General features: G+C 59.5%; 13 protein-coding genes and 1 riboswitch. Of the genes, 12 read left to right on the forward strand and 1 reads right to left on the reverse strand.

Going from position 1 to position 15350, the window contains the following annotated elements:
- The first annotated feature begins 49 nt into the window (after nucleotides 1–49).
- The 12 genes from RBT76_10630 (at nucleotide 50) to RBT76_10685 (ending at nucleotide 14073) form a co-directional block, all read left to right on the forward strand.
- The gene (locus RBT76_10630; protein ID MDX9858237.1) at nucleotides 50–2206 is read left to right on the forward strand and encodes a hybrid sensor histidine kinase/response regulator; all 2157 of its coding nucleotides are present in this window, start codon (nucleotides 50–52) and stop codon (nucleotides 2204–2206) included.
- Nucleotides 2207–2267: 61 nt separating this feature from the next.
- Nucleotides 2268–2394, forward strand: a riboswitch (FMN riboswitch).
- A 113-nt stretch (nucleotides 2395–2507) separates the two neighbouring features.
- Nucleotides 2508–3611: a bifunctional diaminohydroxyphosphoribosylaminopyrimidine deaminase/5-amino-6-(5-phosphoribosylamino)uracil reductase RibD gene (gene ribD, locus RBT76_10635; protein ID MDX9858238.1), complete on the forward strand. Its 1104-nt coding sequence runs from the start codon at nucleotides 2508–2510 to the stop codon at nucleotides 3609–3611.
- Nucleotides 3612–3614: 3 nt separating this feature from the next.
- On the forward strand, nucleotides 3615–4250 hold the full coding sequence (locus tag RBT76_10640; protein MDX9858239.1) for a riboflavin synthase: 636 nt from the start codon (nucleotides 3615–3617) through the stop codon (nucleotides 4248–4250).
- A 2-nt stretch (nucleotides 4251–4252) separates the two neighbouring features.
- Nucleotides 4253–5473, forward strand: a complete 1221-nt coding sequence (locus RBT76_10645; protein MDX9858240.1) for a bifunctional 3,4-dihydroxy-2-butanone-4-phosphate synthase/GTP cyclohydrolase II — start codon at nucleotides 4253–4255, stop codon at nucleotides 5471–5473.
- 6 nt (nucleotides 5474–5479) lie between these two features.
- Nucleotides 5480–5950: a 6,7-dimethyl-8-ribityllumazine synthase gene (gene ribE / locus RBT76_10650; protein ID MDX9858241.1), complete on the forward strand. Its 471-nt coding sequence runs from the start codon at nucleotides 5480–5482 to the stop codon at nucleotides 5948–5950.
- A 3-nt stretch (nucleotides 5951–5953) separates the two neighbouring features.
- Entirely contained in the window at nucleotides 5954–6385 is a 432-nt protein-coding gene (gene nusB / locus RBT76_10655; GenBank protein ID MDX9858242.1) for a transcription antitermination factor NusB, read from the forward strand.
- Nucleotides 6386–6514: 129 nt separating this feature from the next.
- A complete protein-coding gene (locus RBT76_10660) occupies nucleotides 6515–9559 on the forward strand; it encodes a DUF2723 domain-containing protein (protein ID MDX9858243.1) in 3045 nt (1014 codons plus the stop codon).
- The gene (locus RBT76_10665; protein MDX9858244.1) at nucleotides 9556–10671 is read left to right on the forward strand and encodes a glycosyltransferase family 4 protein; all 1116 of its coding nucleotides are present in this window, start codon (nucleotides 9556–9558) and stop codon (nucleotides 10669–10671) included. The genes RBT76_10660 and RBT76_10665 overlap by 4 nt, the downstream gene beginning before the upstream one ends.
- Nucleotides 10668–11693 carry a lysylphosphatidylglycerol synthase transmembrane domain-containing protein gene (locus RBT76_10670; GenBank protein MDX9858245.1) on the forward strand — a complete coding sequence of 342 codons (1026 nt, stop codon included), beginning with the start codon at nucleotides 10668–10670 and terminating at the stop codon, nucleotides 11691–11693. Before RBT76_10665 ends, RBT76_10670 begins: the two co-directional genes overlap by 4 nt.
- Nucleotides 11694–11788: 95 nt before the next feature.
- The gene (locus RBT76_10675) at nucleotides 11789–12319 is read left to right on the forward strand and encodes a hypothetical protein (protein ID MDX9858246.1); all 531 of its coding nucleotides are present in this window, start codon (nucleotides 11789–11791) and stop codon (nucleotides 12317–12319) included.
- Between the two features lie 774 nt (nucleotides 12320–13093).
- Nucleotides 13094–13612 carry a rhodanese-like domain-containing protein gene (locus RBT76_10680; protein ID MDX9858247.1) on the forward strand — a complete coding sequence of 173 codons (519 nt, stop codon included), beginning with the start codon at nucleotides 13094–13096 and terminating at the stop codon, nucleotides 13610–13612.
- Complete coding sequence (locus RBT76_10685) at nucleotides 13600–14073, forward strand: MauE/DoxX family redox-associated membrane protein (GenBank protein ID MDX9858248.1); 474 nt, start codon at nucleotides 13600–13602, stop codon at nucleotides 14071–14073. The genes RBT76_10680 and RBT76_10685 overlap by 13 nt, the downstream gene beginning before the upstream one ends.
- Here the strand turns inward: RBT76_10685 and RBT76_10690 are convergent.
- On the reverse strand, nucleotides 14051–15346 hold the full coding sequence (locus RBT76_10690; protein MDX9858249.1) for a hypothetical protein: 1296 nt from the start codon (nucleotides 15344–15346) through the stop codon (nucleotides 14051–14053). The two genes, RBT76_10685 and RBT76_10690, sit on opposite strands and share 23 nt — an antisense overlap.
- Nucleotides 15347–15350 lie beyond the last annotated feature (4 nt).

The raw sequence follows: 15350 nt of genomic DNA on the forward strand, positions 1-15350 counted from the left end.
CGACAACCAAGCCCAGACGCAAACGCACCGCGGTGCCGGGAAACACGTAATGACTACCGTACATCTCAGTCAACGGATAGAGAACATGGCGCAGTCCTCGCAGACTCTGCAGAGGGCCTGTCACGCCCGGCAGGGTGAGAAGCTGCGAAGCGTCATAACCCAGATCGACACGCTGTCGCAGCTGCTGCAGAAAATGCACCAGGCTGACTTCGTCGCCATCTTCTACCATAACGAAATCCACCGGGTCATGCTGCCGGTCGCATACCAGCACTGGGAGAACCGCGACCTCGCCGCTCTGGATCAACTGGAAAGCCGCTGGCTGCGAAGCGCCGACGAGATGGGGATGATCGAGCGGAACGAATATACGATCGGCGACGGTACCACCGACGATCCGTTTGCGTCGGCCAACAAATTCCATCGGTGCCTGCAATATCCGATCTTCGCCGACGGTCGTTTGCGCGGCATAGTCCTCGTCTACTGGCGCTCGGCATCGGCTCCCGAATCCCAGCAGCCTGCCTATCTGATGAAGTCTCTCATGCAGGTGCTTTTGGGGTCGATCTCCGTACTCGAGCAGACGCAGTCGATGGACAGCTTTCTCATGCGCCTGTCGTCGATGATCCGGCTTTTCGAGACGCCGCTGGCGGGGATACGCATTCCCGAAGCGTTGTCGACAATCGTTGCAAGCGCACACCAGGCGCTGCCCCGTTGTACCGTGGCGCTTGTCGCGTGTTCTCGGGACGAGCGGGAATACCACGTCAGCCAGGTCGTCGGCCCGGCGGACATTCCCGACTGGCTGAGGGCCAGGTTGGCCGAACGCACCGGAAGCTTGCTCGACGATATACACTCGAGGAGAGTCCCGTCCCACAACTGGCACGAGATCGAGGTGCAACACGCCCGGGAGTTCGCGAGATATATCGCGATCGAAGTTACCCCGGAGGAAAAGTACCGCTCGGCGCTCGTGTTCTGCGCGCACAGCCATCACGACCTGAACGAAGTCGACCTCGAACTGATATCGGTTTTTCGCGTGTTCGCCCGGATCCTCCTGGTTAATGCGGTCCTGGTGAAAGACCTGACCAAGACAAACGCGCTCATTCGCGAATCCACCGACAAACTTGTCGGTGTCGAATCGGTCGCGGCGCTGGCGGACATGACCTCGGGAGTCGCCCACCGGCTGAACAACGTCATAGGCGGGATTATCGGCCGTCTGCAGCTGATGCAGGTGAAATCGACCGATCCGGCCATAACCGGCCAGCTCAGCCAGGTCGAGGATATGGCAATGGAGGGAGCCCGCACGGTCAAGCGCATTCAGGAGTTCGCGATCTGCGCGCGCGGAGGTGTGCTCGAACCCGTATCGCTCAGCTCGATGCTGGCACGGTACCGGGATATTGAATCGCACGACTGGACCGAACTCGCCGCCCGCAAAAACGTCGCGCTCCGCTTCGAAATCCCCGATCACCGGGCAGTAGTGGACGCCGCCGCCGATGAGTTGATGGTTATGCTCACCCGACTCGTCGAAAACGCCGTCGAGTTTGCGCCGGAGCAGTCGGTTGTGACGGTCGGTCTGAGGATCGACGACCATACGTATCGTGTCACCATCAGCGACCGCGGTCCCGGGATTCCGGAGATGATCAGAAAGAAAGTGTTCCTTCCGTTCTTCTCCACCAAGCCTGACCGAGATTCGGGCATGGGGCTGGCAATTGTCCATAGTATCGCCACTCGTCACGGCGCCACCGTTTCGTTTGAGTCGGTCCCGCAGGAGGGCACGACTTTTACGGTGACATTTGAACGGACGTCGACGGTCGAGGATACGGGAAAGATTGTCCAGATGTACCAGCCCGACCAGCCGCTCCGCGTGATGGTGGTTGACGACGACAAACAGCTTCGCGAAGTGCTCCAGGACATGCTTCAACTGGACGGTCACGAGGTGTCGCTCGCGGGTGACGGACCCAGCGCATTGGAAGAAATTCATCGCAAGACCTACGACATTCTTATCACGGACCTCGGTATGCCGGGTATGTCCGGGCTGGACCTCGCGGGCTTCGCCCACGAAGCGCAGCCGGAGATGAAGATCGCGATGATCACCGGGTGGGGAACACAACTAAACAGCGAAGAGATTGCTTTGCGCGGCATTCTCACGGTTCTGGCGAAGCCGTTTCATCTCAAAGACATCCGTCATCTCATGCAGGAGCTGACCGCGAAGAGATAGTTCCTTTTTTCACCAAGAACCGGTTGCTTTTTGTCCTGAACCGCATATATTATCCCGTGAAAGATATCTTCGGGGTGAGGTGAAATTCCTCAACCGGCGGTAACAGTCCGCGACCCGGTCAGTAACAGACCGGCTGAACCTGTGCAATCCAGGTACCGACGGTACAGTCCGGATGGGAGAAGATACGACGGCGGTTGCCAAGCTGCGCCGGTCTGTCTGTCATGGGCGGTCTGGTCGGTACAGGTTACCGTGGCAGTCGTTTGCGCCACACCCCGAGATACGAATATCACGGGGTTTTTTGATGGCTGCGCAGGCAGACCGGGCATACATGGAGCGCGCGCTGCAACTCGCGGCGCGGGCGCGCGGGAAGACCTCGCCGAATCCGATGGTGGGCGCCGTCCTCGTGAAGGACGGCAGCGTTATCGGTGAGGGATTCCATCGCCGCGCCGGTGACGACCACGCGGAGGTTGCGGCGATCAAGTCTGCCGGCAGCGACGCTGCGGGGGCGACATTGTACGTGACGCTCGAGCCGTGCTGCCATGTCGGCCGGACCGGCCCGTGCGCGGATGCCGTCATTGCCGCCGGCGTCAGGCGCGTGGTGATCGCGATGCAGGATCCCGATCCGCGGGTGCGCGGTCGGGGCGCACGAAAGCTGCGTGCAGCCGGCCTCGATGTCACCGTCGGGTTGCTTCGGGAGCAATCCCGCCGCCTCAACGAAACGTTTGTCGCCTTCCACACTCTCGGGCGACCATTTGTCACCCTGAAAATCGCGCAGTCGCTCGACGGTCGCATTGCCACCGCGATCGGAGACTCGCGCTGGATAACCGGACCCCAATCAAGGACGCTCGGGCACGCGCTGCGTGCCCAACATGACGGCATCGTGGTCGGCATGGGGACAGTGCGGTCCGACAACCCGTCGCTGACGGTGCGACACGTGCGGGGACGGAACCCGTTTCGCATCGTCGTGGCGTCACACCTGCGGTTCCCGAAGGCGTGCACGCTGCTGACGAAGAACAACGATCACCGAACCATTATCGCATCGACCGAAGACCAGATACAACGCTTCTCACGCCGCTCGCCAAATCACAACCTGACCTACTGGAATGTTCGTGCCGCGCGATCCGGGCTGATCGATTTGAAGGATCTGCTGTCGGAGGCCGCGGCTTTCGGGTTGCGCTCGGTGCTGGTGGAAGGAGGAGCCTCGCTGGCGACCTCGTTCCTCAAGAGCGGCTTAGTAGACAAAGTTGTCGTGATGATGGCCCCGAGAATTATCGGCGACGGGGTGGAGGCGGTCGGTGATTTGGGAATACGTGCGTTGAACCGCGCCGTTGCGCTCGAGCGCGTGACCGTGACGCGCGCGGGAGACGATGCTGTGATCACCGGGTATGTACGAAAGAGGAAGTAAGCGGTGTTTACGGGATTGATAGAGACGGTCGGCGCGCTTCGCGATCTGCGCGTGCGCGGCAACTACCTGGTTTTTGCGATCGAGTCGTCGCTGCCGACAGGCGAGCTTCGTATTGGCGAATCGATCGCGTGTGACGGCGCCTGCCTCACGGTGGTGGAGATCGGCGACAGCGGTTTCACGGTGGAAGCGTCGCAGGAGACCGTCGCGAGGACGATCGCCGGAGCGTATGCGCCCGGTTCGCTCATCAATCTGGAACGGGCGCTGCAGGTCGGCAGTCGTCTCGGCGGCCACATGGTGTCGGGCCACGTGGACGACACGGGCACCGTGGAATATTTGCGGCCGGTTGGGGAATCCCTCGAGTTGGCCCTGCGCTTCGATCCCGAATTTGACCCGCTCGTGATCGAAAAAGGATCGATTGCGATTAATGGCGTTTCACTCACCGTCAACCAGACTCGTTCCGGCCGGCTCTCCGTCAATCTTATTCCGCATACGGCCGACGCCACGACGCTGCGCGACCTGACTCCGGGGCGGCGCGTGAATCTTGAATTCGATCTGATCGGCAAGTACGTGTTGAAAGCGGCCGGGCATACAGGGAAAAAAGGATTAACGATAGACAAACTGTTGGAAAGTGGGTGGTAATCATGACTGACGACGTGCAGTTTAATACCATACCGGAAGCGATCGAAGACATCCGCCAGGGCAGGATGATCATCGTGGTTGACGACGAAGATCGGGAGAACGAGGGCGATCTGGTCATGGCCGCGGAGAAAATCACGCCCGAAGCGGTCAATTTCATGACCACACACGGCCGCGGGCTGGTCTGTGTGCCGTTGACGACGAAACGCCTGCTGGAGCTGGACCTCAACCCGATGGTCAACAACAACACCGCACGGCTCGGGACGCGCTTTACGGTGTCGGTCGATGCGTTTGAAGGCACAACCACGGGGATCTCGGCGCACGATCGCGCGGTGACGATCTCCCGACTGGTCGACCCGGAGACGAAGCCCTCGGATTTGGGGCGTCCCGGCCACATCTTTCCGCTGCAGGCGGTCGACGGCGGCGTGCTTCGCAGAGCCGGGCACACGGAAGCCTCGGTCGACCTCGCGCGCCTCGCCGGGCTCGCGCCGGCCGGCGTCCTCTGCGAGATCATGGCGGAAGACGGTACGATGGCTCGTGTCCCCACGCTGATGCAAATGGCCCGGCAGTTCGGACTGAAAATCATCACCGTCCACGAATTAATCAAATACCGAAACCACCAGGAGAAACTGGTCAGCCGTGTGACGACAACCGACCTGCCGACCGAGTTTGGCGATTTCGTGCTGCACCTGTACCACTCCGAAGTCGACAACCATCATCATCTCGCGCTCGTGAAAGGCGACCTGAAGGGCGCCCACGACGTGCTGGTGCGCGTGCACTCGAGTTGTCTGACCGGCGATGTTTTCGGTTCGTGTCGGTGCGATTGCGGCGGCCAGCTCCACACCGCCATGCGGATGGTGCAGCGCGAGGGCAAGGGCGTCGTGCTGTACATGCGACAGGAAGGCCGCGGAATCGGGCTCGCGAACAAGCTGCTCGCGTACGCGCTGCAGGATCGTGGCCGGGACACCGTCGAGGCGAATGTCGAGCTTGGTTTCAAGCCGGATCTTCGCGATTATGGTATCGGAGCGCAGATTCTGGTGGATCTGGGCTTGACGTCGATTCGCCTGCTCACCAACAACCCCCGCAAGGTGATCGGACTCGATGGGTACGGCCTGACCATTACCGAGCGGGTGCCGCTGGAGCTGCCGGCGACGCCGTACAATCATCGTTACCTGGAAACAAAACGCGACAAGCTCGGCCACATGCTCGAGCTGAAAGGGATATAGGCGACTATGGCTGTCAAACGATTTGAAGGCTCGCTGAAAGCTGACGGCGTCCGCTTCGGCATCGTCGTCAGTCGATTCAACAATTTTCTCACGGACAAGCTCGTGGAGGGCGCTCTGGACTGCATCAAGCGGCACGGCGGCGCCGAATCGGATGTGTCGGTTGCATGTGTTCCGGGGGCGTTCGAGATACCGTACGCGGCCGCCAAAATGGTCAAATCGGGTCGGTACGATTCGGTCATCTGTCTCGGCGCGCTGATCAGGGGACACACGCCGCACTTCGACTACATCGCCAACGAGGCCACCAAGGGCGTCGCGAAACTGGCGTTGGATTCGGGCCTGCCGGTCATTTATGGCCTGATCACCGCCGATACGCTCGAACAGGCGATCGAACGCGCCGGCACCAAGGCCGGCAACAAGGGATGGCAGGCCGCCGAGGCCGCTATCGAAATGGTCAGCCTCTACAAGGCGATGGCGTAACCCATGGGAGACTCATCCCGCCATGCCGCCCGCGAATTCGTCCTGCAGGCCATGTACGCGTCGGAAATCGGCGACGCCGACGCGTTCGAAAACCTCGAACGTCTGATCGAGGCATCGACACTGCACGCGAAACACGCCGAGTTCGCCCGCGGACTGCTCAAGGCCGCGCTCGATAACAGCCGCGACGCCGACGGGATTATCGAATCGCTGGCCGAGCACTGGCAACTCGAACGAATCGCAACTGTCGACCGGCTTATCCTCCGGCTCGCCATAACCGAACTCAAGGTGCTGCCGGACGTACCCGTGAAGGTTGTACTGAACGAGGCGATTGAACTGGCGAAGACCTTTTCCACCGCACAATCATCGGCGTTTGTGAACGGAATTCTCGACCAGTACGTCAAACAAAGCGAAGGAGCAACGGGACACACCGAATAAGACGGTCCGGCGCCGTACGCAATTCAAACTGGACAGGGCCAACCGATCCGTTATATTTGCTGCTTACCGTGTCAGGGTGCGCGTTTCACGACCGGCCCTGAGCCGTCGGGCGGTCCCCGTGTATAAGCAGTGAGGAAGTCAATCGTCCCGCTCGGTTGCCGTGCTACCTTGAAGCTGTTTGATCGACATATCGACCGTGTAAACGCCCTGGTCGCCGCCTGCGTCTGGCTCGGCGTGGTATCGGTCTACGTTGCCACCAAGGCCGTCACCATGTCCTTCTGGGACTGCGGTGAATTTATCGCCGTCTCGGCCATCCTCGGCATTCCGCATCCGCCGGGTACGCCGCTGTATATCCTGATCGGACACCTCTTCGCAAAGTACGCACCGCTGGCCGACATATCCGCGCGCGTCAATCTCCTCTCGGCCCTGTCGTCGTCGTTTGCCGCGCTGCTGGCGTATCTCAGCGCGGTCAGGATGCTGCGCTACTGGTTCGACGGCGCCTCGGACCGGCTCTCCCGATTCCTGATGTACGCCGGTGGCGCGTGCGGGGCGGGGCTGTTCGCGTTTGGCCTCACTCAGTGGAATAACTCGATCGAGGCCGAGGTGTACGGGCTGTCCATGCTCATCATGATGGCGGTGTTCTGGCTCACCATGGTTTACGTCGAACACTGGGAAACGCCCCGCGGCGGCCGCATTATGATGCTGGTCGTGTACCTGGCGACACTCGGGATCGGCGTCCACATGGCGACCTTTCTCATCCTGCCGATCGCGGCGCTGTTCTTCATCCTGAGAAAAGAGACGCCCGCCGGCGGATGGTTTCAAGTTGCGGTCTTTTTTGTCCTCGAGTTGTTTCTGCTGTTTATACTGTCGTCCCGGCCCGATGAAATCCCGTTCTATCTGCCGGTCACTATCGTGCTGGCGCTCTATGTGTTTTATGTTTTCTCATTCGAAAACATCCCGGCATCCGTGTGGATCATTTTCGCCGGCCTTGTGATATCCGTGCTGCCGGTCGTGTCCATCGCGTGGAGATCGATCGGCGGCGACGCCACGCCGCCATCGGGTACACTCATCGCGGTTGGAGCCGCGGGTTTGGTGGCAACCGTGCTCTACTCGCTGTACTGCCTGTCGCGCTATCGCGCGCTCAGTCGAGGCAGCGCCGATGCGTCGTATCATCGGTTGTATCCGCCCCTGTTCGTTCTCGTCGCGGCGGCGCTCGCTCTGGTGGCAATACTCAACATCCGAGGATACGCCGTATTCCTCGGCTTCACCGTAGTCCTGATGGCCGGTCTGGGCTGGCTGCTGCGGCGGCATATCAATTGGTTCACGCTCATTCCGCTGGTCGGCGTCTCGACAATCATCCTCGGCGTCGTAGAATTCGCGGTCGGTCTGCTGGCAGCCGCGGTGGTTTCGGTCGGCCTCGGCCTGGCGCTGAAAGACAGGCGATGGAAACAGTCGCTCGTGATGCTCGTCGTGGCCGTGCTGGGGTTCTCGGCCCACGTCTACATCCCGATCCGCTCCGCCCAGGATCCTTTCATCAATGAAAACGATCCGTCGCAGTCCCTGCAGGCGACCATCCAGTTCATAGAACGGAAACAATACGGATCGGAGTCGATGATCGAGCGCATGTTCGAGCGGCGCGGCGAGTGGGAGAACCAGTTCGGGACGTTCGAACGCATGGGATTCTGGGGCTTTTTCCGTTCGCAGTACGGACTCACCGGCCCGCGATTTTTCCTGCTTTTTATGCTCGGGCTCTTCGGGCTGTGGGAGGTTGTTCGACGCAAGCCCCGGATCGGGCTTCACCTGCTGCTCATTCTGCTGCTGACATCGGTCGGTCTGGTCCTGTATATGAATTTCGCCGACGGTACCCGGATGACGCCGTCGGGTCAGGACTACCTCGAGGTTCGCGACCGCGACTACTTTTTCACCGGTGCGTTTATTCTGTTCGGCATGACGATCGGCGTCGGCGTGACGACACTCGTGCAGTTTGTCCGGGAGTCCGTGCGCTCGTTCTCGGCCGCCGGGCGCGGCGTCATTACCGCATCGGTCTGTGCGCTGTTTCTGCTTCCCGCGTATGCCCTGGCGGAAAACTACTTCGTGTGCGATCGCTCCCGGAACTACGTAGCGTACGACTACGGCTTCGATCTGCTCATGTCGGCGGACCCCAATGCGGTGTTGTTCACCAACGGTGACAACGACACCTTCCCGCTCTGGTGCCTTCAGGAAGCGTACGGTCTGCGCAAAGACGTTCGCGTGGTCAATCTGTCACTTGCCAACCTTGACTGGTACATTCGGCAGTTGCGCGACTACATGGGACTTGAACTCGGCTGGACCGATGATGACATCAGGGCGCTGCGCGCCTACCGGTTTCAGGACGGAGAACTCTATCGCGTATCACACCAGGTGATCGATGCCATTTACGTGAACAACTACCCGAGGGTGCCGATCAATTTCGCGGTCACCTGTTCTCCGGGCTTCCGCCGCATCCGCAATGAATCTATCGACCACCGGCTCGAGCTGTCCGGGATGAAATGGCGACTGATGCCGGACGGCAACGGCATGACGGTCAATATCGAGCGGTCGGTCGAACTGCTTCGCGATACCGCGACATTCCGCTTCCGGGGACTCAATGACCCGACGATTCACAAGGACGAAACCACGCTTCGCGTGACGTACAACATGGCACATACCATTCTCATGGTGGCGGATACGCTTCGACGAGCCGGTCGCCATAATGAAGCGGCCGACATGGCCCGGCTTGCGGTCGAGAATATCCCTCACAACCGCGAAGCAGTGATTTATCTGGGCAACCTGTACGGTGATATGGGTCGCGACGCCGATGCCGCCGCACTCGTGCGCGCGGAACCGTCGCCCGAAAAAGAACGTCTGGCCGTGTATTGGGCGCGCGCCAAGCGTACGCTCGGGCAAAACGACAGCGCCGAGGTTATCCTCGACAGCCTTCTGACCGAGCACCCGCATCTCGAACAGGCGTTCGAAGAAGCCGTCAAGCTGCACGTGGAAGGCAGGGACCTGCTCAAACTGAAGGATTTGCTCGAACGCTGGTTGCGACAGAACCCCGGCCACGAAAGGGCGCAGACGCTGCTCGCACGGCTGGACCAGGAGCTGATTCGCCTCCAGATGCAATCACGTCAACCCGATGGTGCGCCGAATCCATGAACCTGCTCGTTGTGAACTGGAATGACCTGAAAAATCCCTTTGCGGGCGGGGCGGAAGTGCATATCGAGGAACTGCTGCGCCGGCTGGTGCAGTACGGTCACCGGGCGACTTTGTTGTGTTCCGGTTTTCCCGGCGGAGCGGGGGAGGAGACGGTCGAAGGCGTGCGGATTGTGCGCCGCGGCAATCGGTATACATTCAACCTGCATGTTCCCTTCGCGCTCCGCAAGCTGGCCCGGCAGGACAGGTATGACCTGCTGATCGAGGATATCAACAAGATCCCGTTCTACACGCCGTTGTATCTGGATATGAAGCGGCTGGTGGTGGTTCCTCACCTGTTCGCCACCACCGTGTTCCACGAGGTGAATGTGGTTCTGGCGACATACGTGTATCTCGCCGAACGACCGCTGATACCCGTATACCGCGGTTGTCACTTCAACGTGATTTCCGAATCGACCGCCCGCGACATGATTGCCCGGGGAATTCCCGAGCGGGATATATCAATCATCCATTGCGGCATCGACCGCTCGCGCTATTCGTACGATCCGTCGGTCGGCAAGTATGACGTTCCCACCATTCTGTATCTCGGCCGCATCAAGAAGTACAAGTCCATACAGCACCTCATTGCGGCCTTTCGACTGGTGCGCGATCGGGTGCCCGGCTCCCGGCTGATGGTGGTGGGCGACGGTGATTATGTGAAACCCCTGAAGGAACTGGCGGCCGGTCTGGGTCTGGCGGCACACGTCGAATTCCCCGGCTTTGTCTCCTCCGCAGAGAAAGTCGACCGTCTGCGTCGCGCCCATGTGGCGGTGCTGCCGTCGTTGAAAGAAGGCTGGGGGTTGACGAATATCGAGGCCAACGCCGTCGGCACGGCGGTTGTCGCCGCCGATAGTCCGGGCCTGCGCGATTCCGTGCGCGATGGTGTTACCGGATACCTGTACGAATATGGGAATGTCGGCCGGCTTGCGGAGAAACTGATCCGGCTTCTGCAGAACGAAACCGAACGAAAGCGGCTCGAACAGGGTGCGCTGGACTGGGCGCGGACGTTTGACTGGGATGCGGCCGCACGCGCGTTCGAGACGGTGGCCCGGGATGTTGCGGAGGGACGTCGATGACCGGCAGTCGGAAACGAGTGATCTCGATCGCCGTCGGCATCCTCATCTCGGTGGCCCTGCTGTATGCGGTATTTCATAAAATCAGCATACGGGAACTCGTGGCCGTGCTGCAACGAGTGAACTACTGGTGGCTGCTGCCGAACATGATGCTGGTGATTCTTTCCCTGTACCAGCGGGCGTACCGCTGGCAGTTCATGCTGGAACCGATCAAGCGCGTTTCCTATTCAGCGCTGCTGGCGTCGACTTGTATCGGCTTTATGGCCAACAACGTCCTCCCGCTTCGGCTGGGTGAGTTTGTGCGGGCCTACTCGCTGTCGCGGCAGGACGCCGATATCAGCAAGTCGGCGTCGCTGGCGACTATTTTCGTAGAGCGTATGGTGTTTGATCTTATGGCCCTGCTGGCCATTCTCGGCGGCGTGTTTGCCGTCTCGTCACTGCCCGTGACCGACTCCGAACTCAGCATGAGTCTGGAGAAAGGGACGTACGTCGCGGTTGCAGTCGCGGTGTTCGGGTTGGCGTTCGTCCTGTATCTCGCCACCCGGCCGCAGCAGGCGGGTATGCTGGTCGTACGCACGATGTTTTTCCTGCCGGGGGGCGTGAAGCAGCGCATTCAGGACGTGGTGATGCGCTTTTCACGCGGACTGGAGTTCATGACCGATCAGACCGCCGTCTTCTGGGTCGCGACACACACCCTGCTTATCTGGCTTGTGTACGGGCTGTCCAACTATTTCGTATTCCAGGCGTTCGGATTCGACCTTCACCTTGCTGCCTCATTTGTACTGCTGGTGATCGTGTCTATTTCCATACTCATACCGTCATCTCCCGGTTTTGTCGGCGTCTACCACGCCGGTGTGGCCGTCACACTCAAGCTGTACGGTGTGCCGACCGAACAGGCCGGTGCGTTCGCCCTGGTGCTGCATGCGGCGCAGTACATCCCGGTGACCGCGCTCGGGTTCTACTTCCTCAAAACGCGGCATCTCTCTCTGAAACGGCTCGAAGCCGAGGCGGTCGAGCCGGTATAATCTGCCGTGACCGGTTCTGGGAAGTGGCAGCTATTTCAAACTTGACCGTGACTCAACCTCGCCCATAGTTGGAGTGCAGGAAGATCGGAGTCACTATGAAGAAGCTGTTGCTAGCGATACTGCTGATTGCCCTTATCGTCGGAGTCGCCTACGTCAAAGACTGGCGGGAGGACCGCAACCGTCAGCAGGTCTTTGCCGAGGGTCTGCAACAAGGCAGACAGGACGGTGATCGTGACCGGGAAGTCATCGACTCTCTCCAGCGGACGCTTCAGTCTGCCGAGGCCGCGTTTGCTGATTCAGTCTCCCGCCACACCCAGCAGTATGAGGATCAGCTCGATTCTCTCGGAGAAGAGATCGTACGCCGCGACAGCGCGATCACCGCACTGAGTAACCGGTCCCAGACCGCTCGAGATGCGGAGAACATGGATTCGGTCGAACAACGCCGCCAGCGCGAGTTGACTGTTCTGGCCCACTACAAACAGCTCTTCCTGGCTCTGCCCGCCGACCTGTCGGCATACGAGAAACGGGTCGCGGTCGACGAGATTCGCCAGCAGACTGCCGACAAGTACGGTATCACCGTTACCGAGTTGAACCGGCTCCGCGACAAGCACGCCCTGTCATATTAGCCGACTTTATCGCAAGGCTGCGGGGCTGCTGGGACGAACCGGGTGGCCCGGCAAATTGTTAAGTATGTGTATGGCAATGTATTATCAATACCCCGGCGACAATTGTCATAACGACAAAAAATCGAACAGAGAGTACCTTTTTTTCGTTTTTTGGTTGAACTGCTTAACAACGGTTCATATATTGCAACTAGGGTGAAAAGCGAAGCTACTGATGTACGGCCCCGTTTTTCATTCGCCGTGTCACTTGGGATCCTGAAAGCTGAGTCCGGCGCACCTTAAAGTCCATTGAGGCTCTTGAGGAGGTGATACCTTCTTCGAACGCGGCATCCCTGTATGTACTGCTATCGTGTGTATTCCGGTGTAACTACGGACCCTGGAGGATAACAGTCGTGCATAGGGAGTAATTGTATGCCGAAGAGAAAAGAGGCCGAACAGTACGTTCCCACAGGAGAAAAGGACTGCTGGCATTTGTACGGTCTGCAGGTCTTGACGCCCAACAAGTTTGTCCAGGTTGTCGGAAAAATTTTACGAGGAAGATATTCTCTGGTTAATCCCGGCATAACCGGCAAACCGAGCGTTCGGGGCTTTTAGGAAAACAGTGTCGGCACATCCCAAGATCACGCCAGGGCGGTCGTACTGGATTCACCCGGAGTAATCCGGGTGAATCTTTTTTATGCCATTTTCAGCTTGATCTGTGACCAAAAATGACGACCTTGCGAAACCTTACGTGTATAATTGAAAACCGGCAGAAGCCACTAACGACTATCGATCCGAATGGGACTGAGACAGGCAACCTCGATTTTCATCCTCGCGGCGATCCTGGGACTCGGAATCAATCTCGTTTCCCCGAACGCCGTCGATTTCATCGGTAAATACCGGGATATTTCATCCGGCGACGGTCCCATTGTCCCGCCCTCGGCGATGGAAGGCGATCCGCCGTTTATCGATATCAACGTGGCCCAGATGGAGCATGCCGCCGGCGATGTCGTTTTTGTCGACGCCCGCGAACCCTATGAATTCGCCTGCGGCACCATTCCCGGATCGATCAACATTCCCTTCGATTACCTGCCCGCCGAGAATCTCCCGGCCTACCTGGACTCGGCTTTGGGCTTTGTCGACAAAGACACACCCATCATCGTCTTCTGTTCGGGCGAGGAATGCGATCTGTCTTTGCATCTCGCGCGCAACATGCAGGAATTCGGCTACACCCGCCCGTCGATCTTCTTCGGCGGCGCCCGCGAATGGGCGACGTTCGGCTTTGACCTTGAGGTTCATCCGGAATGCGAAAACTGATCGATAACGACTACCTGACGATGTTTTCGCGGCTGCTGGTCGGCGGCGTATTCATCTACGCCTCCATCTACAAGATTATCGAGCCGGCGTCGTTCGCCAAATCGATCTGGTACTATCATCTCATGCCCGGCTACCTGATAAACCTGCTGGCCCTCGTGCTTCCGTGGATCGAGTTTGTCGCCGGGGTATTTCTCATCCTCGGTGTGCTGTATCGCGGCGCCGCGCTCTGGATGAACGTCCTGCTCGTCGTGTTCGTGATCGCCCTGTCAACGACTATCGCCCGAGGAATCGATATCGACTGCGGTTGTTTCAAAACCGCCCGATCGGCGACCGAATCCGCGTGGACATCGGTCGTACGCAATCTCGTGCTTCTGGTGTTTGCCGTGCAGATGTATGTCAGCCGCTCGCAACGCTGGCGGCTGATGAAGGACGCCCGGCCTACCGAACGATTGTCGGCGTGATCAGGATAATCAGGTCGCTGGTTGACTTCTCCTTCGACCGGTTCGTAAACAACAGCTTCCCGATAAGCGGAATATGACCCAGCAGCGGCACGCGCCGCTCCTTGATAATCTCGTCTTCCTTCAGCAGCCCGCCCAGCGCCGCCGTCTCGCCCTCCTGGACCGTGATCGTCGTCCGGATTGAGCGCTCCGAGGTGATCGGCTTCTGGTTGTCCGCTGGACCGCTGAAGCCGATGATATCCGCCACCGACGGGTTCACATCCAGCGTTATCGTGCCCGACTCGTTGATTCGCGGCGTCACCCGCAGTGAAATGCCGACCTCTTCATCCTGAAACGTCACGATGTCCGTCACCGCCGCCCCCTCGGTGAACCGGTTGATCGTCTGAATCGGTATCACCGTCGATATCTTGATTTCCGCTTCGTGATTCTCCACCGTCGTCAACCGCGGATCCGACAACAGCCGCGACTTCCCGTCCTCCTCCAGCATATCGAGGACCATCGAAAGCTGGTTGACCGTCAGCGTGCCCCACGTCCATGATCCGTCGTTGGGGTTGTACGCGCCGGCTCCGTCCCGGGCAGTCGTCGTTGTCACGTCGTCACCGGTGGTTGTCGTCGTCACGGCCGTTGCGCCGGTCATGTCCACCGACGCCGATGTCGGCCACAAGAACCCGAGTTGAGAGTTGGCGTCCACCTTGGTCTCGATAATCCGGGCCTCGATCATGATGACCCGCTCCGGCGTATCCATATCGGCCACTATCGTCAGAAGCTGGGGCAGAAGAGTCGGAAAGTCCGTGATCAGGATGCGGTTCGCCTTGTAGGGCGTCGCGCCTGATGTACCCGAGGCGTCGGATTTGTCCAGCACCACCACCTGGCCTTTGTCGGAAAGACGCGACTGCAGCGCCCGCTGCACGGTGGCGGGGGAGACATACCGAAGCGTCACCATCCGCGACTCCAAATCCCCCGGCGCGACTTCGTCCGACGGCTTCACGACTATGACGTCGTCCCGCAGAAAATAGCTGTATCCGTTGGCAACCAGCACCGCGTTGAGGGCGGTCGCGACGTCCACATCCTCGAGCCGCAGGGAGACGTTGCCGCTGACCCGTCCGGAGATGACGAGGTTCAGGCCGTTCTGCTGGGCGATCATGTTCAGCACGTCAAGCAGGGGGACCGACTCCAACTCCATCGACATGCGTTTATCGGAATCCAGCGGTCCCGCCCCGACTGACACGACGAGCGCCGCCGTGCTTATCAATACTATTGCGATGATGAACTTCATGATC

Source organism: Candidatus Zixiibacteriota bacterium (assembly GCA_034003725.1).
Lineage (GTDB): Bacteria > Zixibacteria > MSB-5A5 > GN15 > FEB-12 > WJMS01.